Here is a 22,291-nt window from a genome sequence, read left to right on the forward strand (position 1 = left end):
TGCAACTATTCCCCCAAGAACGATCGGGGGATCGCGCTATGATTACGGCTCATGTCGTCAATGCGCAGAACAAGCATCTCTACGAAAACGAGTTCGACGAGTTTCTGCGCCGGCGCCACGACTTCTTCGTGCATCAGAAACACTGGCGCCCTCCAAGCCCGGATGGTCGTGAGCTAGACCAGTTCGATACGGACGCAGCGACCTATCTGCTCGGTATCGAAGAGGGTCGCGTGGTGACCTCGGCTCGATTGATCCCAACGAGCCAGCCGCACATGGTCTCGGAGGTCTTTCCTCACATGTGCGAAAAATCGGGCGTGCCAAGGCGCCCTGACTGGGCCGAATGGACCCGCACCTTCGTCGTACCCGACAAGCGTTCGACCGGGCTGCGGGGCACGCTGACGCAGCTCTGCTGTGCGGTCATGGAATACGCCCTCGACGAAGGCCTGAGCGCAGTCGGCGGGGTCCAGGAGACTTATTTCATGCCTCACCACGGCGCCCTGAAGTGGCACGCCGAGCCGCTAGGCATGGCCAGGGAAGAAAACGGCGAATGGTACATCGTCGCGTATATCGAAGTGAATGAGGCGGCATTAGCAAGTGTCCGCAAAATACTTGGACTAGACCGTTCGCTGTTGGTTCGGCGGGGCATGGCATGCAACTCCCATTCGTCAAGGTCAATAAGCACTTGACTGAGGTTGCTCGCTGAAAATCAAGCGATCGGCTTGAAATATGTGGTCTGAGATAAACAAAGCCAGGGAGGAACATCGAGATGACGGCCCAATATGTTGAAATTCCTGGTAGCAACCGAGAGCCGCCTGTCGGAACGGCGCCAATAGCCTCCGTCCACGCCACCAATCCGCGCGAGCGAATCGAAGTGAGCGTGTATGTCAAAGACGAAGGTGGCGACCCCCTACTGAAGATGAAACCTGGGGCCGTGCCGTCTTCCACCACCGAGTCCACCGCAGCGCAGGATAGCGCAGCGTTCGATAAGGTTCGCAAATTTGCCAGCGAAGCCGGCTTGTCGGTAGTGCTGCAGGATCCCGCTCGGCGGCTGATAAAGCTTGCCGGCCCAGCCGATAAGCTCGAAGCCGCTTTTAGAACAAAACTGCATTATTACAACGATGGCAAGAACGCATTCAGAGCGCGATCTGGCAGCCTTTCGGCACCTGCCGACGTCGTCGACAGCATTGAAGCTGTCCTTGGTCTAGACACCCGACCTATCGCCAAACAAAAGCTCACCCGTGTGGCCAATCCTCACGTTGTGACCGGTCATCTCCCAAACGAAGTAGGACGTTTTTATAACTTCCCCCAAACCAAAGGGCTTGGCGCCGGACAATGCATTGCGCTCATTGAACTTGGCGGAGGTTATCGCGACAGCGATAATCGGTTGGCCTTCGAGACTATGAGGCTGCCGGTCCCCACGGTGACTGCTATTTCGGTATCGGGCGGAGGCAATAATCCTGGACCGGATCCGGACGCGGATGGAGAAGTCGCACTCGACATTCAAGTTGCTGGCGGGGCCGCACCGGGTGCCAAGATCGCCGTTTATTTCGCGCCAAATACCATCCAGGGCTTCGTCGACGCGATAACCCGTGCCGTAAACGACGCCCAGAACAGACCGTCGGTTATTTCCATCAGCTGGGGCTCGCCGGAATCGAAATGGACCGGGCAGGGCTTGGCGGCGATGAACTCTGCATTGAAAGATGCCGCAACGCGCGGAGTAACCGTGTTTGCTGCTGCCGGTGACAACCTGGCCACAGATGGCGTTGGCGATGGCCACGCGCACGTCGATTTCCCAGCGTCATCTCCCTATGCCGTTGGTTGCGGAGGCACCCTTATCGATACCGCCAACGGGAAAATTAGGGGTGAGGCCGTTTGGAACAACGGCGGATCTGGCACGGGGGGTGGAATAAGCGACCGATTTGACGCCCCGGGCTATCAAGCAAATGTCAAGTTTCCGCCTTCGGTCAACCCTCGTCGAGGGCCGGGGAGGGGGGTGCCGGATGTCGCGGGTGACGCCGACCCGCAGAGCGGCTATCGAATTGTCGTCGCCGGGAGCGGTGCCACGATCGGGGGGACGAGCGCGGTCGCGCCGCTATGGGCCGGATTGATCGCCCTGATCAATGAAGAGTGTGGTCGCCCGCTTGGCTTCATTCAGCCATACCTTTACGGCGCCCCTCAGGCATTCAGCCAGATCACCAAAGGCGACAATAAGGACAACGGCATAGGTTACTCCGCCGGGGGCGGTTGGAATGCCTGCACCGGGCTCGGAGCACCCAAGGGGGAAGACCTTCTTGGTGTGTTCAAAGTGGCAAACAGAGGCAGCAATGTTCCCGTCTCGTAGAGGCTTATCCGGTAAGCAGGAAGCAAACTGAAGCCCTGAACACTCTAAAACCTCTTGGCGTCGATTGCCCAGATGGGGGAGCACGATGGCGTTTGTAGTTGCATGGGTCTCCGGTAAGCGGCAGGTAACTTACCGCGATCAATCCGGTGCTGAACTTACTAAGAAGGACGGCAGTCGTTCCTGGCGCAACAACAACCCAGGCAATATCGCCCGCGGGCCGTTCTCCGAAGCCCATGGGTCCATTGGCGACGATGGCAAATTTGGAATCTTTTCCGACGAGGAAACCGGCTCGGCCGCAATTGTGGCCCTATTCACCAGCAATTCCTACAAGAACCTTTCGATTCGCGACGCCTTCTATCGCTACGCGCCGCCAGCCGACAATAATGACACTGAAGCCTATATCGCGGCCGTTACGGCCGCCGTTGGCGTTCCTCCCTCGAAGGTCGTGGGCACGCTGTCGAGTGCGGAGCTCAGTAAGCTCGCAGGAGCGATCAAGGTTCATGAGGGATGGATTGTCGGGACGCAAAGTGGCAGCGCCTTATCGCCACGCGCGATAAAAAGCGCGGCGATCAGCGACATTGTCGAGAAGCTGATCACGGTTGGATCGGATGCCGGTTCATGTCAGGTGATCCGCGAAAAGGCCCGCCAGGCCATGGTGCGGATTTACGGAAAGCCGACTTTGCACAACGCCTGCGCCTGCACTTTGAGCCTATTTCTGCAGAGTGCGGGCTATCCACTCGCCAAGATCGTGTATGGCGCAGGTGCACTAGCGCAATATCTCAGGCAACACGGATGGCAAAAGGTCGAGGTCGGGAACCAGCAGGCCGGTGACGTCGGCGTCTGCCGGGATGATGACAAGACTACAGCTGGAGCCGATCACATATTCCTGGTCGTCAAGCGAGTGGACGCCGATCAGATGCTGATCGCGGACAACCAGGAGAGTTTCTCACCGCATCCTCGATTTGCTTCAGGCAAGGGAGGCAAGACGCCGGTCGACTACTTTCTTCGCTATTCCGCCACATCGCCGCTTGCCGCTTTCGTTTCCGAGGACTCGACGGAAATCGATTTCGATGAGGTCGTGACCTTGGATGAAGACACGGATGCTTTGGTGCCGAAGTTCGACGAGCAGGGCGAACCGTTAGCTAGCTAACGGGTGACGGATATCTGTCCTGGGTTGGCTCTGTTGCGGCAGATATCTTGTGCCTGCAGATGCGCATTGACGATTAGGGGAGAATTTGGTGGCCGTCGAACTGGACCTTCACACTCAGCTCCAAGCGCAGATCGAGCGCGATTTGGCGACATGGAACGATGCGCAGCAGAAGCAGTCGATGCGATATCGGGCCGCAAGAGAAGCGGCAACGGCGCTTCAGGCGGACTTTCATCTAGCGCCGAAACATCTTCTTGCGATCGGCGACTCGTGGTTCGACTACCCTATCCAGGGCAACAATCCGCTGTCCGGACCTTCCGATATCAAGGTTCAGTTGCAGGCAATCTGCAGCCCATCGCCCATCATCTATTCGACAGCGCATCGCGGCGATGCGTCCACCGACGAGATGAGCTTGCCGAAGCAGGAACGTATCCTGCAACTGCTGATGGACAAATCGAAATGGCCCAGCGGAAAGCCGGACGCCATCATCGTGTCTGCGGGCGGCAACGACGTTGCCGGCAACAACTTCTCTATTTTTCTGGATTACAACGATGGGGCAGCAAGCGGCCTGAATGCACAGCGCTACACGGGCGTCCTGGCTATCGTCAGATCGAGCTATCTTTCGCTGTTTTCATTGCGCGACCGACATGCACCAGGCGTGCCGATCTACGCCCATTGCTATGATTTCCCCACCCCAAACGGAGTGCCGGCACCATGCGGATACGGGCCGTGGCTGAAGCCGTCATTGGATTTCTGCAATTGGCCGGCTGGCGCGGGCAAGGTGATTGTTCATGACGCACTGGCCCAGTTCAAAGCCATGCTTGATGGATTGGCGGCCGATCCCTCGAACAAGTTTCATGTCGTGCCGACGCAGGGGACCCTTAACGACACCCATTGGGCGAACGAACTGCATCCAGACCCGACGGGGTTCAGGATGATTGCGCAAAAATTCGCAACCGCTCTTGGAATGAACCAACTTTCGCCAGCGCCTGCGTTGGAGGCCAAGGCTTCTTCCGCGAAGAGATCCACGAAAACCGCAACGACGAAGAAAGCCAAGGCAGGAAAGCGGAAACCTGAGCCTGTAAGCGGCCGGTAAGATCGGGTTCGCCAGATGCGGTTTAGGACTGTTTTGGGAAAGGCGTTATGAGGCGGCCGGTCAGCCTGGCACTTGCAGTCCTCTTGGCTGGTTGCACAACAAAGCCACCGACCAGCGCGGAGAGTCTTGTCCAAGTTCCGCTTATTTTGGGCGCTTTAAAATGCGCCTTCGCAACCGCTCTGATGAAAGAACAAAATCCGGATAAAGTGAAGGTGCTCGAAGGGCAGGTTGCGGCTGGTACTTTGACCCTCAAAATTGTCTATAACCGGTCAAAAGACTTCAGTTTGAAGGGGAAGGCAGCGGTTGGTGGACCCTTCGTGTTCGCTTACTCAGGTGGAACAGCGAGTATTTTGCCCAACTTCTCCACCTCGGCAGCGGAGACTGGGACGCTCACAACCACCTTGCCGTTCAGGTACTATCTTTACGCCACCAACGCCGACGTTTGCAATCAGGTTGACGCCGCAACGCAGTTGAAGTTCGGATTTTCTGACTGGCTTGCCGGCATTATCTCCGGTCTGGAAGTCAACTCTCCATACTATCCTTTGGGTCAGGTGGACAACGTCCAGTATGGCGCGGACTTCGGCGTCACGAAAACTACGAAGGGAGGCGTCGACTTCGATATTGTCTTCCTCTCGGGCTCGGCGAACGCAACCTCCACCAGAAATGACGTTCAATCCATCTCGTTTACGATCGGCCCCCCATCCAAAACAAATCCGGCGCCCGACATCTGGAAACAAACAAGACACTGAGTTGCATGTATCAAACGAGAGGAAGTTCCATGGCTAACTCGCCCAAACCGTCGTCGCCGAAGTCGCCGCCCCCGCCGCCACCAAAGCCGGGAGGTATTCCGACCGAACCTGGAGCTTTCCCGGCCCAGGTAGGCGCCGGTTCCCCAGTGGCATCGCGGATGCCCACCAACAAGGCGGTTGCGGCGACGGGTGGCTCTGCCGTCGGCGCGGCGATCTCGACACTACTTGTGTACGGCATAGAGTTGAACCATGCCCTACCCGACACGGTATCCGGGGCCATCACTACCTTGGTGACTGCGGCAGTTACTCTAGCTGCCGCCTACTTCACGCCGCCTGGAACCAATGAAACCATTATTCTTACTCCTGAAGGACCGCGTTCGGCCAGGAGATAGCGGCGATTCTCGATCCTGTGGAGGTCGTGATGATCGTCCGAGATCATGAACAAAATCTGCGGTGAGGAGATTTGTGATGAATACCAAAAAATCGCTCTTATCCGCCGTTACGCTGACCGCGATCGTCGCGCTCAGCGGCAGCGCGTGGGCCGACATCCTGATCGGCGTCGCCGGTCCGATCACCGGTCCGAACGCCGCCTTCGGCGCACAGCTGCAGAAGGGCGCGGAACAGGCTGTCGCCGACATCAACGCGGCGGGCGGCGTCAATGGCCAGCAGCTCAAGCTCGAGATCGGCGACGACGTCTCCGACCCGAAGCAGGGCATCTCGGTCGCCAACAAGTTCGTCGCCGACGGCGTCAAGTTCGTCGACGGCCACTTCAATTCGGGCGTCTCCATTCCGGCGTCGGAAGTCTATCAGGAGAACGGCATCCTCGAGATCACGCCTGCCGCAACCAATCCGAAGTTCACTGAGCGCGGCATGTGGAACACCTTCCGCACCTGCGGCCGCGACGACCAGCAGGGTATCATAGCAGGCGACTACATTGCGCTTAATTTTAAGGACGCCAAGATCGCCATCATCCACGACAAGACGCCTTACGGCCAGGGCCTTGCCGACGAGACCAAGAAGAACCTCAACGCCAACGGCATCAAGGAAGTGATGTATGAAGGCATCAATGTCGGCGACAAGGACTTCTCGGCTCTCATCGCCAAGATGAAGGAAAACAACGTCACCCTCATCTACTGGGGTGGCCTGCACACCGAAGCCGGCTTGATCATCCGTCAGTCGGCCGACCAGGGCCTGAAGGCGCCAATGTTCTCGGGCGATGGCATCGTCTCCAACGAACTGGCCTCGATCGCCGGCGACGCCGTTGCCGGCACGCTGAACACCTTCGCTCCGGATCCGCGCAAGAACCCGGACGCCAAGGAAGTCGTGGAGAAGTTCCGCGCCGCCGGCTTCGAGCCGGAAGCCTACACGCTCTACTCCTATGCCGCCGTGCAGATCATTGCCCAGGCCATAGCCAAGACCGGCTCGGCCGACGATGCGCAGAAGGTTGCCGAGATCATCAAGTCCGAAGGTCCGTGGAAAACCGCAATTGGTGAGATCAGCTACAACTCGATAGGCGACATCACCCGTCCTGACTATGTCATCTACGAATGGAAGAAGGGCGACGACGGAAAGTATAGTTATTTTGAAAAGGGGACAATATCGCCTAATACCTGTACGGGTAGTGCCGCTAATGCCTGCGCTGCCGGAACGCAATGCTGCAAAAACGGACAATGCAGTAAGACCTGTAACTGACCCATGAATATCTTTGGCGAAAATAGATGGCTCGTATTTGTTTTGCCGGGATTTGTGGCTTTATTTGTCGCGAGCTTCGTTAGCAATCTTCCAGAAATACCCGATTCGCATTTGCCGATTATATACGTTGCCTTGACAACTCTGAGTGCGGTAATTCCTCTTGGGATAACCCACATCTATGGTATCGCTTCTGGGAAGAAGTTCGAACTACAAAGCGTGTTATATTCAAAATATTTCGTAACATCCGTTTTCTTGTGCTCGCTATTGCTAGGATTGTTGTTTGGAATTGCAAATTCTACCGACTATTTTTCGGCAAAACTTAGGGAGGTATTCGGCAAAGACGAGATTTTAAAGGCAAGTCAGTCAGATCTTCTTTCCTTTTTGCTGAAAAATGCGTACAATTCAAAATTCGTTGACGGCCAGCCGCATGTTGTGGATAAGGATACCAACCGATACGCCCGAATAAAGCTCTCAAATGAATCTTTTTCGTATGAAGGAGTGGTAACTCAGTTTTCCGTCGATCCCGACGACACTGAAATATACCTATCGCCTGCATGCACGATCAAAAAAGGGAAAGCAACCTTAATCAAAGGGCCAGGCGTTTGGCTCAATATGAAGGATTCGAAGGAGATCCAATTCATATATAGCATTTGCTCTATCTGCGCCGCACAGGTGGAAATCTCAGCCGGCCTCCCCGCTCCTGACACATGCCCATTTCACTAAGGTCTACTATGCCGAGTGAACCTAGCTTAGGGAGGCGTTCTCACTCAGCCGGCCGTCGAGTACCGGATGGGAGTTCTGCGGTCCTCTCCCCTGACATGCCTCGACGAACCAGTTCTCCGATGAAGCGAGCGAACGGAACGATATCGAGCTGGGTACTCGCACGCTCCAGGGCGGCCATGTAGTCGGCGCGACGTTGGACCGGAATGACGGTCCAGGGATAACCGCCGGCAGCCATCATGACGTTCATCAAGAACCGCCCCATACGACCGTTCCCATCCATATACGGGTGGATGTAAACGAAGGTGAAATGGCCAAGCACGACGCGTGCCGCGGGGTGTTCCTCCTGTTCGAGCATCTCGAAAAAGACCGGCATCGCATCTCGCATGGCGTTCGGGGGCAATGGAACATGCATGGAATTGCGGATGAACACGCGCTCGCTGCGGTAACCTGCCAGATCGGCGGGCTTGACGATGCCTGCGGTAACGCTGGGAGCGAATAGCTCGCGGTACCATCCCCCATGATCCTCATCCACTACGCGGCCAGGGTTTTCGTTGGCAAGGACTGACGTGACACTGCGTTTTACCGCCTCGAACGCTTGAAAATAGCCGCGCGCCGCGAGCGCATCCCGGTGCTCGCCGTCTTGCGCGTCTCTGTCGGGATTCCAGGTGCCGCTGCGTACCCGGTCGATCAGCTCGGGGCTGACACGGTAACCTTCGATGGATAGCGAATGATAGGCATCGGTGGCATAGACGTCGTCGACACGACGAAGATAGCCCTCGACGTCGTTGGGGCGTCCTGGCGGCTCGGGGAAGTTGTCGACGACCGCACCGCGCATTTCCTGCCACATCAGCCTGATGCGACCGGCGTAGGGCGAGGTTTCGCGGCGCGGCAAGGTCAATTCCAGTTGTGTGTCGAATGGGTCGGTTTCACGGACCAGGAAATCGGCGGCCCGCATGCCGCGAACGATGTCGTCTGCGATCCGTTCTCGGCCGATGTTGCGGAACGCGCCGGCGAGCCGGCCGGCAATTATTGTATGGCCGCCCTCGAGCAGACGGGTGAGAATGTCCGATGCGTCCGAAAACATTGCCAATGCCGTTCGCGCGTCGGTCGGTTTTTGCGTGAAGAACCCGGGGGAGACTTCGACGAGCGCCGACGGCAACGCGTAGAGGCGAAGGCCGTCTATCTCGGTCACATCGCGTGCAGCCGGCATGCTGGCCCGCGTATCGAAGATCGAGGTGCCATACAAGAGTGCGGTAGGCTTGTTGCTTCCTCCGGGGGATCGCACCAACAATTGCTGCGGGACTGTGCGATTGCCGGCGTGAAAAGAAAGGGAGGGTTCAGGTGCGAGGCACCAGTCGTTGCCGAAGCGATCACCCAAATAGCTGGCGCAGAAATCCCAAAATGATGCGTACCAGCTGGTGGTCTCACCTTGCCGCTGTTGTGGATTGGACGGGATATACCAGCCTTTCATGACTTCTTGCAGGAAACCGTTTTTGACCAGCCGCTCTCGATGAGTACGTGATAGATCGGACGAACGCAGGGCTACCATGTGTCGATCCTGCAGTCTCTTCAGCGCGGCGAGCGACTCTGCCAGCTTCTCGTTGGGGAGTGCCATTTTGTTTGATCCATAGGGTTTTGCGTTGCGCGACGGTTAGGTTTTTATGTTGTACGCTTTTTAGGGAATTAAGCTGCACGCTTATTAGGTTATCATGTTGCACCAATCATAGGGTATTGTGCAATACCCTTGTCCCACGGCGTGAGATTAGGGTTGTGTCGCCATAGGGAGTTCCCGGTCCGCCGGCGGCGCCGACGACAATGTTTGAAACGACACGTCGGCAGTGGCCGCCGGGGACGTCGCCGCCGGGTTGCCGACGATGACATCGAGCGTGCCGATGCCGATCTTCTCAACGCCACCACTCGACGGCACAGTTGCCGAAGGTCGCCGAACTTTGCTACCGAAACCCAAGATGCTTTTTGAACCGCTCATTATGACGGTTGAGCGCCATCGATCTGGTGCTGGCATCTGCCCCGAGCCTCCGTTCGGGTCCGGGAGCGCCCAGCATGGCATTTCGATTTATCCATACGGCCGATATCCATCTCGATTCGCCTTTGCGCTCCCTTGCGTTGCGCAATCCCGAGCTTGCCGAGCTCATCGGAGATGCCAGCCGCCAGGCATTCGTCGCTGTCGTGGATCTGTGTCTGGCGGAGCGTGTCGATGCTCTTGTGATCGCCGGCGATCTTTACGATGGCGACCAGACTTCGATGAAGACGGCGCGCTTTCTGGCTTCACAGATGACGCGCCTTCATCAAGCTGGTGTCAGGGTTTACTTGATCCGCGGAAATCATGACTCGATGTCGCGGATTACGAAGCAGCTCGTGCTGCCCGACACGGTGACCATCTTTGGCGGCCGCTGCCAATCCGTGGTCCAGTCTGGCACCGCGATCGACGTAGCCTTCCATGGGCTGAGCTTCGCCAATCCCAAGGCGCCCGAAAGCCTGCTGCCCAAATATGCTGCCCCGCAAGAGGGAGCTGCGAATGTCGGCATCATGCATACGAGCCTGGCCGGCTCCCCAGGGCATGACGTTTATGCCCCTTGCAGCGTCGCCGACCTCCACAGCCACGGCTTCGGCTATTGGGCGCTTGGCCATATCCACCTTCGCCAGGTCTATTTGGGCGCGAGCACGCTGGTGATGCCGGGAATCCCTCAGGGCAGGGACATCAATGAGGCGGGCGAGAAATCGGTCACCCTGGTCACCATTCGCGACGATCGCTCTGTCGAGATGGAGGAGAGGCTCACCAGTGTCGCGCAATTCGAACGCGTGAGTATCGATCTGACCGGGACGTCCGAATGGAGCGAGGCCATCATCCGCATCCGGGCAGGCCTGGAGCAATCGCGCGAGGGTGCCAGATCGCGCTACCTTGTTGCCCGCCTAAGTTTGCTTGGCACAACTGCCCTGTCATGGTTGCTGATGCGCGACCGGGAGCTGACCATCGCGGAAGCCGAACAGGCAGCGGAACAGGTGGGCGACACCTGGGTCGAGAAGCTGGAGCTTGGTCTTTCGGCTCCCGCTGTCGCAGACGTGGGAACTGTTGCCGATCCTACCTTGGAGCTTGCACAGTCCATGCGCGCCAATGCGGGCTCTGAAGCGTTTCGAGCAGAAGCGCGGGAATTCGTGTTGAAGACGATCGCGGACCTACCCCCCGATGCGAGGGGTTTCGCGGGCAAGGACGAAGCAGGGCTCGAACAGTTTATCGACGACGTGCTTGCCGGAAGCGTTGACCTGGTCACGGCGAGGCTCAAGGCAGGTGCAACGCGATGAGACTGCGGCGCCTTGATCTGACCCGCTACGGCAAGTTTACCGAGAAAGCGATCGACTTTGGAGAAAGGCCGGTTTCAGGCCCCGATCTGCATATCGTTTTCGGCCTGAACGAGGCCGGCAAATCGACGGCACTTTCCGCCTACCTTGATTTGCTCTTCGGCATCGAGGAGCGTAGCCGCTACAATTTCCAGCATGACTACAGCTCCATGCGCATCGGCGGGCTGCTCGAATTCGAGGGGCAGGCGTTTGCCGTTTCACGCACCAAAAGCCGCAGCAACTCGCTGCATGATGCCGAAGGACGGCCACTGAGCGAGATTGCCATTTCGGCGCACCTCGCGGGCTTGTCCCGGGATACCTACAGCAGCATGTTCTCGCTCGATGACGAGACGCTGGAAGCGGGCGGCAAGGCGATCCTGGAATCGCGCGGCGATCTCGGCAAGCTCCTTTTCACCGCCAGTGCTGGGCTCGGCCATGCCAGCGATGTCATGGCCGCACTGGAGACGGAGGCCGACGGTCTTCATCGAAAACAGGCCCAGACGACCGAAATCGCGCTGCTGAAGAAGCGGTTCGCGGAACTCAAGTCACGCAAGGAGGCGATCGACACGCTGGCCTCGACATTCGAGGCGCTCGAGGCGGAACGGGCGGAAGCCCAGGAGAAGTATGACCGCAGCCTGGCGGAGCGCGCGGCGTTATCGGCCCGGTTCGTCACGATCGAGCGATATTCGCGCGCCGCGCCCCTCCTGGCGGAAATAAAACGCAAGGCAAGCAGGCTGGCTGAGCTGCCGGACAGGCCGTCTCCTGCCAGGACCTGGAGTGGCAGCGTCGCGGAATTGATCGATCAGGACGCACGGTTAAGAACCCGTCTCCAGGCCAATGCCGATGAGATCGATCGCGCGAGGGCAAAGATCGAGGCTATGGTCGTCGACGAGGCCATGCTGGCGATCTCGGAGCAGGTGCGAGGACTTGCCGACCGCAAGGCGCGCTATCTATCCGCGGGCATGGACCTGCCGACCCGCAAGATGGAAGTCCAGTTGCTCGACCAGACGGTGGCCAACTGTCTCGCCGCCCTCGGAAGGTCGGCCGAACAGGATCCGTCCCGGCTCATTCTGCCGGCAATTGTGGTCGGCACGCTTCGCTCCTTGGTCGAACAGCGCTCCGGCATAACGACGAGCCTGCGGATGGCCCGCGATGAGGCCGCTTCCGCGCTCGACCAGCTCAACGCTGCGCGAGGTCGCGTTGGAGAGGAGAGGGCGGTGCCCGAGCCAGCAAGAGCAAGGCTGATCGCAGCCGTGTCTGAGGCGAAGGCCAGTGGCCACGCACGCGAGATAAGAGAAGCGCTCGCGTTGGGGGAGGAGCGGCAAACAAGACTGACGGATGCGATGCGGCGCCTCCAGCCGTGGTCGGGAGATGCGGAGACACTTTCGAAAATGTCGGTTCCGCCACCGATGCAGATAGCTCAGTGGAAAACACTGGCCGCGGACCTTCAAAGGGATAAGGCAGTTTTCTCCGAGCGTCTGGCTGAGCATGAACAGAGCCGCATATCTACTTCGGCGCGGCTGGCTGCTGTCCGCGCCTCGGCCGAGATCGCCGACGACGAAACAGCCGCAGCCATACGACGCGAGAGGGACGAGGCCTGGCGAAATCATCGGGCGGACCTCAAGGCCGAGACGGCGGACGCCTTTGCCGCGGCATTGACCAGGGACGATCATGTTGGCCAGGCTCGATTGGCCCATGCGGGCGGGCTGGCGGATCTGCGCGCAGTCAAGCAAAAGGCTGCCGAGACCGACGCTGCCATAGAGCGCGTCAGTGCCAAGCTGGCTGAGGTGGAAAAGCGCGCCGAAACGGCATCCGCTGAAATCAGGCGAATGGCCAGCACCTTGCTTGAGGATTGCCAGGCGCAGTCGCTCGACCTGTTGATCGGACATGTCGAGGAGCGCCTTTCCGCGCGCTCTGAAGCGCTTGGCGCCTGGGACGACATCCTGCTCGCACGCGCAAGGATTGAACGCGCGACAGCCCAAGGAGAGCGGCTCCATCTCGGATTGGCCTCGGCTCTTCGAAGCGTTGGAATTCAGCCGGAAGCCGATGAGGCCCTGGAGGCCATGGTGGTCGCCGCCGACCGCTTTCTCGACAGGCAGGCGAAGGTCGATGCGGAACGAGCGGAAGCACTGAGGAGCGTCGCCGCGAAGGAAGAGGAGCTGGCCGCCAGGCGGCTCGCGGTTGACATTGCCGAACGGCGAGATGCTGCATGGCAGGCCGGCGTCAATGAATCGCTGAAGGGGACCTGGCTCGAAGGCGGCATCGCCGGAACCGGGCTCGGCAGCGTGCTCCATCAGCTGTCGGACCTGTCAAAGGCCCTGCAGGATCGGGAGGCCCTGCGTACGCGCATAGGCAAGATGGAGGCGGACAGGACTGGCTTTGCTGAAGAGGTGGCTCGGCTGGGTGCACAAGTCGGCGAGCGTGCATTGGACGGCGCGCCAGAACAGGTGAGCCTCAGGCTGACAGAACGTCTGGAGCAAGCCGAGCGCGCCCGTGAGGCGAAGGCAAATCTCGTCCTTGACGTTCAAAAGTTGCACGACGTTCGAGGGGTACTGAACGCTGAGGTCGCGGCAAATGAGACCACAAAGCAGGAGGTGCTGGCTGCCTTTGGGGTGAGAACTCTGCCGGAGGTCGCAGAGCGAGATCAACAGCTTCGCGAGCGAGACGGTCTGCACACTGCCGTGGCCGAGCTTGAGGAAAAACTGACGAGCGAGCTCGCTCTCGACGATTTCGCGCAGGCGCGATCCTTGCTCGAAGGTCTCGATCTCGATGGGCTCGCAATTGAAAAGGCTGAGGTCGAGCGGCGCCTCGCCGACGTCGATGAATCACTGCAACAGCAGCTCGTCCGGCGTACCCGGGCGGCCGATAAGCTCGATGCGATTGGGGGCGACAGCCAGGTTGCCCGCATCGATGCCGACCGTCGCACCGTCCTTCTCGAGATCGAGGACAAGGCCGTCCGCTTTATCGAATTGAAGCTCGGGGTGATGTCGGCGACGAGCGCGCTCCGGGTCTACCGCGAACGTCACCGCTCTGGAATGATGAGCCAGGCCTCCGACGCCTTCGCACTGATAACGCGCGGCCAGTACACAGGCTTGACGACCCAGCCGGTAAAGGGCGGAGAGGTCCTCATCGCCACGCAGCGGGACGGCCAATCGAAGATCGCAGACGCTTTGTCGAAAGGCGCGCGTTTTCAGCTCTACCTGGCTCTTCGCCTCGCCGGATATTATGAGTTTGCCAAGCTCAGGCCGGCAGTTCCTTTCATAGCCGACGATATCATGGAAACCTTCGATCATCTCCGGTCGGAGGAAGTTCTCCGTCTGTTCGGCGAGATGGCCAGTGTAGGCCAGGTGGTCTATCTCACCCATCATCAGCACTTATGTGACATTGCAAGATCGGTCATTCCCGAAGTCGCCATCCACGAACTCGGGTGATTCAAACAGCATTGTTGTTGGCGCGCCTCGTGGTAAGGCGCATCGCAATTGCGCTTGGCGCCTTTCGGCCGCTCTCTCTCAGGCTCTCGGCGGGGATCCCAAAGCTGCCGGTCTCCTGATCGGATACGATCACCGCAGGCCTCAGAGGGGGAATCAGACAAGTTGCGCGTCAGCAGGCACCTGGGTGCTAAGGCCAGCAGTAGATACTAATCAGTGGGCAAGAACCTGCCAGCCGTTTCACACGAAAGAATTGCGTGAACAACGCAGCCTTCTGCGCTAGTTCTGGATCATTATCACGGAACGTGGAGCCAGCCGCTGCGCCTGCCTCAAGCTCATCCCCTCGATTTCGATTGGCGATACTCCGCCGAATCAGTTCAGGCGATATGTGGTTTGGTCTCGCCTGAGACAACAGTCCTGCCGTGGGCACGCCCTCTGTCTCTCGCTACCTAGATGTTGCTTCAAGAGATTCGATTCTGGTCGATAGACAGCCCTTTCAAAACGTCAGGAAACATATCGTAGCCGACGTCGGAGAAGTGACGCTGAAGACCCAGCAATCGGTAGCAATTCTGGATCCACCTTGGTATCCAGCCGAGGCGAAACGATGGATAGCTTGGGCAGCTTCAGTGGTCGGCCAAGGAAGCCAAATTCTTGTAACCCTTTGGCCGGAGCATACCCGCCCAACCGGGAGGGCGGAACGAGAAGAACTCGCTGGTTGGATTGGTGGATGGGGGAAACTCGATGACGTTGGCATCGCGGTAGAATACCTTTCGCCAGAGTTCGAACAGGCGGCCCTCAGGAGGACTGGCGCCACTAGTTCCGGTGGGGAGGCTCGACGTGGCGACCTTCTCAGCATATCGGTTAACTGCGAACCTAGTATGCCGCCATCTCATAAAGAGCCGGGGCGATGGATTCGCTTCACGATCAACGACTATCAGCTCGCCGTCCGTGATGCGCCGCACGCCGCCGGTCTCTCGACAGTGGCACAAGTGCTCGGGGCCGAGGGATGGACCTGGCCTCATGTAAGCCGGCGGGCGCTTGGCCGGGACAATATCGACTTGTGGAGTTCTCAGAACGAAGCCGCTGTGGTCAGCGACGGCCATCATCTGATTCAGGCATTGCGGGCGTACCTGCACTCGGAGCTACCGCCGACGGAACTGTTCCTTGCATATCCGTCACTTGAGCAGTGGCGCATCCCGAAACCACCCTTTTGGAGAGTTGCAGAGTGGCAGCACCGTTCATAGCGCTGAGGTTCAGGGATACTACGCCGGGTGTGGATACCATTCAAACTCACCGCGAGATCATTTCCGCCAAAGGCTTCGTCTGGTGGGGCTGGTGGAAGAAGACGTTCGAGGACGAGCACCTCGATGCGCTTGACACCATGAATGGCCCAACGATTGCCTATATCGTCGACCGCTCCACTAGGCGGATGTTTACTGCGACGGTTGAGGCGTGGCGCCGAGGATTGCTGGACGCTGACGAGCTGGCTGCTGTTCCTAGCTACTATGTCGACGAGCATGACCGCATCTTCGGCTGGTTCAAGCTCACCGATATTGAGGCGTGCGAATATCTCGACGAGGTGGCAAACAGGTTTGGCGATCACACTCTGGTGTCACTCGACGGGCGGTCCTATCAACCTGATCGTGTAGCCGCGACGACCCGCGCCAATCGGTCGGCGATCCTCCACCTGTCCGATCTGCATTTCGGACCGGACTACGACTTTCTCCTACAGGGAGAACCACCGGCTATCGGCAATACGAAGAAGACGCTCACGCAGGCGCTGATGGATGACCTGGGCAGGATAGGCGTCCAGGACGATATCGGCACGATCCTGGTTACTGGGGACTTCACCACTAAGGGCGACTGGAGCCAAGCCGTACGCAGCAGCATACTGGCCGAGTTCGCAAGCCTCACCAAGGCGCTCGGTCTCGAGCGAGACCATATTGTTGCCGTTCCCGGAAACCACGACATTGTCCGCGCGAAGGATCCGTCGGACGTCGATCCCGCCAAGCTGGCGGTGAGCAACCAGGCGACTTACGAGCACGAGCTTCAGTACCGCATCTTCTGCGAGGAGCTAATAGGCCGCAGTTGGAAAGAGACGCTGAACTACGTTCGACGAGTGCAGCTCGGCGACGTAGACGTGCTGATTGGCGTGCTGAATTCATGTACCATAGTTCAAACCGAATGGAGCGAGTACGGCTACATCGGCGACAGTGGGATCGACGCCTTGCGCGAACTCGGCGCCGAGCGGATCGATCGACCAACATACAAAATCATGGCTCTGCATCACCATTTGTTGCCCGTGACCACTGTCGCGACTCTGAACAAGAAGGGCATAACGCTTTCGGTAGACGCCCCGCGAATTTTGGACGCCGCTCAGCAGGCCGGCGTGCAACTGGCGGTTCACGGCCACGAGCACATGCCGCGGGTGGTCAAATATGACAATCAGCCGCTTGCCGGTGCTCCACAACAGCCGGCGATCTATGTCGTTTCAAACGGCAGTACCGGCGTTTCGCCGGTGCGCCGTCCCGGCAACGAACGCAACACCTACTGCATCTTCCGCTTGAACGACAAGGAAATGCACCTGACGATGCGCGAGCTGCGTGCGGACGGCAAAGTGGGTTTGTCCCTCTTCAGTGGTGACTTGGAAATTTCACCGACCTTGCCCAAGACGGCGACCTGAAACCTGATCCTCGCGAGTCAAGGTGCGACTTTGAACTTAAGGTGCAATTACCGCTAGCCTGTGCAAAACTGGCGGGAAAGCGGGGAACATTCGCTGGCACATGTGGCGCTAATGCCCACTATGTGCCCTTTAGCCGAACGGCTAGTTGTCGGCCAATGAAGCAATCGATTGGGTATCGCTTTGAATTTTCGCAAGGATGAATCGCTGGACGCATTAGCGCGGGCCGGGAACGTGGCGCAATTCATCAGCTTCTTTCCCACGTCCGGTGGCGACTTCTCTCAGAGTTACTCGCGAGTCTTCGGCTACGCCCCCAATCACCACTTCACTGACGCCCAAGAGGCGCTTGCCGCGCTGCTGGACGCGAGTGTGGATGGCTCGATCAATCTGCGCAGCTATGCTCCGGACAGTCCGCGGAGCAAGGAATTTATCTACGGGATAAGTGACGTGCAGGAAGCCCTCGCCGGACTGAAGCGACTTATTTCGTCGGGCCTGTTCGTGATCGCCAACGAGACCATCGATATTAATGATGGCGGGGTTTCCGGCGTGATCCAGGGCGGCATCATGGAGTTCGCTCCTGATGACACACCGCGGTGCGTGGAGAAGCCCGGGGTGGCCTCCTTACCCGTGCCTTGGGCGCTTGACTTGCTCACAAAGGTCTATGGATTTCGACCTGAGCTCAAAATGCAGAGTCAGGGACGGCTTGAGTTTAGCATTCATCCTCGGCCACGCGGATGGAAGAACAGCCACACGCTATGCTGGGAATTGGAGCCTGAAAATACGGCTGCGGCGACTGCCAGCATGAACTGGCCCAACCGCTTTAGCCGACATATCGGTGACAAGGCGTTCGGCCTGCTCATGGCCGAACTCGTGGGCGCAAATGTGCCAGCTACCACTGTCTTCGGGCGACGTGTTGCCCCGTTCACCTTCGGAAAGCCGACGGGAAGTCACGAGGTCTGGACCCGGACCTGTCCGCATGAGCCAGAGCCAGGGAGGTACACAACCCTCAAGGGCTGGACTGACCCATTCAAGCTTATGTCCGTCGAGGATTCCAACCACAGTGCCATAGCTTCCATAATCTGTCAGGCGGCCGTGCCGGCGGCCTATTCAGGCGCTGCCATTGTCACGATCGATGGAACGCTGCTTGTGGAAGGCCGCTCCGGTGAGGGCGATGGCCTGATGCTGGGCATCGATCACCCAGAAGAGCTGCCGTCTGAGGTCGCCAAGCAGATCGACGCGGTTTACGGCACGCTGTCCCGCTCGCTTGGAGCCGTACGCTTTGAGTGGGTCTATGACGGTCAGACAGTCTGGGTGGTACAGCTGCATCGCGGTGCAACCCAGACATCACAGACCGTTCTGGTGCCGGGAGAGGCAGCCCACTGGCTGACCTTCGAAGCGGCCGAAGGGCTCGAGGCACTGCGAACATTCCTGAATGACATGCCAACTGATGCAGGGGTGAAGATTGAAGGCGAGATCGGACTTACAAGTCATTTGGCCGACCTCGTCCGAAAGGCCAAGCGACCGGCCATGTTGGCAGCATCAGCCTAAAGCCCCTCGTGCGGATGGCTGCCTGGCCTCCGCCACAGATCCTCTATATCATCGCCGTCGACGCGTTGCGCTGCCAAAAGGTGACTGGCAGCGTCCGGGACGCTGTAGGCGACGGTCAGCTCGACCAAGGCATTTTCTAAGGGTCTCGTTTTCCTTCGGTCGGCAAACGGATAGTCGGCAATCTTCATGAACGTGCCCTTCCCTCTCGGTTGGGGATTCATGATCGTGGACCCGCTGTTTATCGGGCTCAGGAGAATCTTATCGCGATGCGAGGCGACCAAGGACGCAGTATCAAACGTTAGAATCGTGTGCGGGCGATCCCGGTATGCTTTGGCCGCCAGAAGCCTGCGCAACCGCTTCTTGTGGAGCCAGAAGAAGGTTTTGCCATTGAGGATCTTGTACCACTGAAATGGTGTCAGCCCGTCCTGAAGGCACTTCTGCAGCGCGCTGTCACTCATCGGCTTATTGTCACGGATGACGGCGTTGGGCAGCCCATCCTTTGCGATATCGACGCTCTCGGGCCGAAGCCTCTCCTCAATGGCAAGCCGCTGTTCGCCAAAAATCCCGTAAGCATCGAGGAGCGCTGTTGCACTCATCAAGCCTCGGTCACGGATCGAAGGGAAGGAACCGTCCTCCGCCATGTGGTACAGCCGCGGATAGATGCTGATTAGTTCGTTTTCTTGCACTCGCAGCTCCTCAGTCCCACTGCCGCCGGTCAATGATAACGGCGTCCTTGCCGAAATCCTTGGAGATCAGCGACACGCGGGCGTTGGTGACCTTCTCCACCCGCTCGATGAAGTTCCTAGTAGTCGCATTGAGCTCCTCGAAGGTTTCCGCCTTGCGATTGTCGATTCCGAGGTAGTCAGCGAAGGTCAACGCGATATCCGTTACCCCGTTGATGGTAGCGGCGCGTCGCACTTGTTCCCAGTCAAACTCGGCAATGCGGCGTTCCTTGCCAGAAACAGTGCCAACTTCGATCTTGTGTAGGTCTGCCGCAGGAATGTCGCTCCGCGCGGCAATGTCCTCGACTGTAATCTCGTGCATCATTGGCCCGGACGTACCACCGACGCGGATGGGATAGGTCCGCATGACCATGATCACCCGCCGGACCCTTGTTGGTGCGATGCCGGCATCGGCGAGGCATCCTGATGCCGTTGTCTCGCGCGAGGTGACGAATGGGTACTCGCCGTGATGCAAGCTAAGATCGGTTCCCTGGGTGCCCTCGAGGAGCACCGACTTGCCAGCAGCATAAGCCTTCTCGAGCTCGACTTTGGTGTCACGGATGAATGGCTTGAACTCCGCGATATTTTTTGCGAGGCGGACCTTACTGCCCCAGTATTTGTTGCCGTCTCGCCCCAGGATTTTTCGCGCCGTAGCAACTCCAACACCTTTTTTCGTCGAGCCGATGACCTCGAGGGTGCCCGCCTCCTGTTCGATGTCGCTGTCCTCGATGATAATGGCCTGCGGATCGATCGACAGTCTGCCTTCGGTGAGCTGGAGGTCCGAGATCTCCTTGAGCACCTGCTTGATTGAGAGAGTTGCGCCCGCGCCGATCAGGATCTTCGCGTCAAGATTGCTTTGCGTTCCCGACGGAAGTTGAATGTAGTCGTACTTGGGATCGGCGACCTTATGGCCAGCATTCGGACCCCCCACCCGCATGAGAACATCATACTTCTCGTGTTTGGCGAGATAGGCACAGATATTGCCCTTCCCCTCGCTTCCGTACTGAGCGCCAACCAGAACGTCGACGCACCGCGCGACCTCGCGGGGAAACAAGCCGAGTCCCGCAGTTGCCTGGGCCAGCAACGATCGAGGGCTCGAACGGTGGGTTTCCAAAACCACGTCGGCGACTTCCGCGAGCGTCTCAATCTTGCTTTCCGTCGCCCCGTGCTCGCGTGCCTCGTCGTAGCTGTTGAACTCCCGGATCTCCGCCTTGCGTGCCAAGTAACGCTCGCGCAACACGCCAATTGGCGCAGTGAGGTGGACGTGAACGACTCTGTCGCCAAATTTGTCGCGGAAGTGTTTAACTTGGTCTAGCGTCCGGACCGCATCCACCAGCCAAACTTGATCCGCCGGAGCCCCGCTAGTTTCAGCCAGAAACCGATCGAGGACCCACTTTCCGTTGGTCTCAACGTCGAGCTTATCGCCAAGCTTGATCAGTGCGTCGCGATCGTCGGTATCACTAGCCCGAAGTAATAGCACCCGCGTTGACACGCGTCTCGCGCCAAAACGTGATGTCAACTGTTCAGTGAACATCGATTTTCCGGCCGCAAGCGGACCAGACACCAAGAAAATTGGTTTCAGCGCAACCTCCTGTCACTAGAGAACCAAAATCCTACCTACCCTAGGACTCAGACTCCCCACGTCGAAGAGATACGCATCGATTTCAATTCAATCTATAGCTCACACTAAGTTTTTTTGTTGAGAAATGCCTAACCGACTTGTTTTGTGCGGATAGTTCTATTGCAAGGCTTCATACCGGCGAAGGAACGCGCTCTTAGCTTCGCGAGGCGACAGGAAGCGTACCTTCACCAGGGCGGGCACAATCCGATCGCGCTTGGCCCATTCGTCCGTGCCTGCCGGCATAATCTGAGCCTGCTCGGCCGCCAGCACACGCAGATCGGCTCGCTTGATTGCCGGGCTTGACTGAGTGCTAATACCAAACCGCTCAGCGATCGCGCGCTGCATCTCAGTTTCAATCTGCCTGTAATCTGGAAGCATCTGCTTGAGGGGGCGCGTAATATCTCCAAGGAAGGCCTCTGCCGCATCGTGCAGCAAGGCGGCCAATGGATCCTCTTCGACGAGGTCACTGACCAGCAGGCTGTGCTCAGCCACAGAATAGAAATCCAAACACTGGCCCGCATAACGACACTGAAGCGCCAAGCCGTGGGCTATATCCTCGATGGTAAAGGCGCTGGTATGAGGCGACAGCAGGTCGAGCCAAGTGCCACTATGCAGCATTATCGAGGGTCCCACATCAACCTTCACTGCCGTTACCCGCTGCCTGCTCCATGACATGCTCATCTCCCCTTAAACTATCGCTCTGCTACCACAGATCAACGAACTTGCAAATTTGCAATTTCTATTTTATCCGAGGCGGATGAGGCTGACAACTGAAGAAGCATTGAGAATCGCAAGAGACATTAGGATTGCCTTAGCCGATCGGCATCTTTCTTCGGCAAGTGCAGCACGTCTGAGCGGGATTCCGCCCAGCCGTCTCAGTCGTATACTTGGTGGGCAGTTCGCAACACCAAATCCCAACGTGGTGCAAATTTGCACGTTTCTGGGTGTAGCGCTCCCGCAGTGCCAGTACCCCGAGGGCGCTGCACGCATAATTGCCAGCGCTCTGAAGGTCTGGGACGGAAGTCCGGATGATGTCGAGGAGGTGGTTAAGCTGTTTAATCAGATTGCCGCCCTGCGCCGTCGTTAGCGCAGGGAAATGCAGCGCGAAATATTGGGGCTAGGCTTGAGCGCGGCGGACAGTCCGCAATCGGCCTTCATAGCGGCTATTGGTGTGCTCGCCGGAGCTA

14 protein-coding genes and 1 pseudogene are annotated in these 22,291 nt (G+C 58.3%); 11 read left to right on the forward strand and 4 right to left on the reverse strand.

Going from position 1 to position 22,291, the window contains the following annotated elements; translation table 11 throughout:
- Positions 1-38: 38 nt before the first annotated feature.
- The 7 genes and pseudogenes from RFM52_RS17830 (at position 39) to RFM52_RS17860 (ending at position 7,748) form a co-directional block, all read left to right on the forward strand.
- On the forward strand, positions 39-686 hold the full coding sequence (locus RFM52_RS17830; RefSeq protein WP_320292999.1) for an acyl-homoserine-lactone synthase: 648 nt from the start codon (positions 39-41) through the stop codon (positions 684-686).
- 80 nt (positions 687-766) lie between these two features.
- The gene (locus RFM52_RS17835; protein ID WP_320293000.1) at positions 767-2,341 is read left to right on the forward strand and encodes a S53 family peptidase; all 1,575 of its coding nucleotides are present in this window, start codon (positions 767-769) and stop codon (positions 2,339-2,341) included.
- A gap of 85 nt (positions 2,342-2,426) precedes the next feature.
- Positions 2,427-3,491, forward strand: a complete 1,065-nt coding sequence (locus tag RFM52_RS17840) for a hypothetical protein (RefSeq protein ID WP_320293001.1) — start codon at positions 2,427-2,429, stop codon at positions 3,489-3,491.
- Between the two features lie 88 nt (positions 3,492-3,579).
- A complete protein-coding gene (locus tag RFM52_RS17845; RefSeq protein ID WP_320293002.1) occupies positions 3,580-4,584 on the forward strand; it encodes an SGNH/GDSL hydrolase family protein in 1,005 nt (334 codons plus the stop codon).
- 47 nt (positions 4,585-4,631) lie between these two features.
- Positions 4,632-5,333, forward strand: coding sequence for a hypothetical protein (locus tag RFM52_RS17850; RefSeq protein ID WP_320293003.1), 702 nt, complete (start codon positions 4,632-4,634; stop codon positions 5,331-5,333).
- Positions 5,334-5,801: 468 nt separating this feature from the next.
- A pseudogene (locus tag RFM52_RS17855) lies at positions 5,802-6,923 on the forward strand (branched-chain amino acid ABC transporter substrate-binding protein); the annotation flags it as partial.
- Between the two features lie 105 nt (positions 6,924-7,028).
- On the forward strand, positions 7,029-7,748 hold the full coding sequence (locus RFM52_RS17860) for a hypothetical protein (RefSeq protein WP_320293004.1): 720 nt from the start codon (positions 7,029-7,031) through the stop codon (positions 7,746-7,748).
- A gap of 40 nt (positions 7,749-7,788) precedes the next feature.
- Here the strand turns inward: RFM52_RS17860 and RFM52_RS17865 are convergent, their stop codons facing one another.
- Positions 7,789-9,363: a Fic family protein gene (locus tag RFM52_RS17865; protein WP_320293005.1), complete on the reverse strand. Its 1,575-nt coding sequence runs from the start codon at positions 9,361-9,363 to the stop codon at positions 7,789-7,791.
- Between the two features lie 446 nt (positions 9,364-9,809).
- On the opposite strand from RFM52_RS17865, the gene RFM52_RS17870 reads away from it, so the two are divergent.
- From RFM52_RS17870 to RFM52_RS17885, 4 genes are all read left to right on the forward strand, one after another.
- A complete protein-coding gene (locus tag RFM52_RS17870; protein ID WP_320293006.1) occupies positions 9,810-11,069 on the forward strand; it encodes a metallophosphoesterase family protein in 1,260 nt (419 codons plus the stop codon).
- Positions 11,066-14,536 (forward strand): ATP-binding protein, encoded by a 3,471-nt coding sequence (locus RFM52_RS17875; protein WP_320293007.1) that lies wholly within the window; start codon positions 11,066-11,068, stop codon positions 14,534-14,536. Before RFM52_RS17870 ends, RFM52_RS17875 begins: the two co-directional genes overlap by 4 nt.
- 1,222 nt (positions 14,537-15,758) lie before the next feature.
- Positions 15,759-17,216: a metallophosphoesterase family protein gene (locus RFM52_RS17880; protein ID WP_320293008.1), complete on the forward strand. Its 1,458-nt coding sequence runs from the start codon at positions 15,759-15,761 to the stop codon at positions 17,214-17,216.
- A 168-nt stretch (positions 17,217-17,384) separates the two neighbouring features.
- Positions 17,385-18,761, forward strand: coding sequence for a hypothetical protein (locus tag RFM52_RS17885; RefSeq protein ID WP_320293009.1), 1,377 nt, complete (start codon positions 17,385-17,387; stop codon positions 18,759-18,761).
- On the opposite strand, the gene RFM52_RS17890 is transcribed toward RFM52_RS17885, so the two are convergent.
- The 3 genes from RFM52_RS17890 to RFM52_RS17900 all read right to left on the reverse strand — a co-directional run bounded on the left by RFM52_RS17890 (position 18,758) and on the right by RFM52_RS17900 (position 21,779).
- Positions 18,758-19,447: a DUF7002 family protein gene (locus tag RFM52_RS17890; protein ID WP_320293010.1), complete on the reverse strand. Its 690-nt coding sequence runs from the start codon at positions 19,445-19,447 to the stop codon at positions 18,758-18,760. The two genes, RFM52_RS17885 and RFM52_RS17890, sit on opposite strands and share 4 nt — an antisense overlap.
- 10 nt (positions 19,448-19,457) lie before the next feature.
- Complete coding sequence (locus tag RFM52_RS17895; RefSeq protein ID WP_320293011.1) at positions 19,458-21,017, reverse strand: adenylosuccinate synthetase; 1,560 nt, start codon at positions 21,015-21,017, stop codon at positions 19,458-19,460.
- A 204-nt stretch (positions 21,018-21,221) separates the two neighbouring features.
- Positions 21,222-21,779, reverse strand: coding sequence for a hypothetical protein (locus RFM52_RS17900; protein ID WP_320293012.1), 558 nt, complete (start codon positions 21,777-21,779; stop codon positions 21,222-21,224).
- Between the last annotated feature and the right edge of the window lie 512 nt (positions 21,780-22,291).

The sequence above is a fragment of the Mesorhizobium humile genome, from assembly GCF_033977215.1.
Classification (GTDB): domain Bacteria; phylum Pseudomonadota; class Alphaproteobacteria; order Rhizobiales; family Rhizobiaceae; genus Mesorhizobium; species Mesorhizobium humile.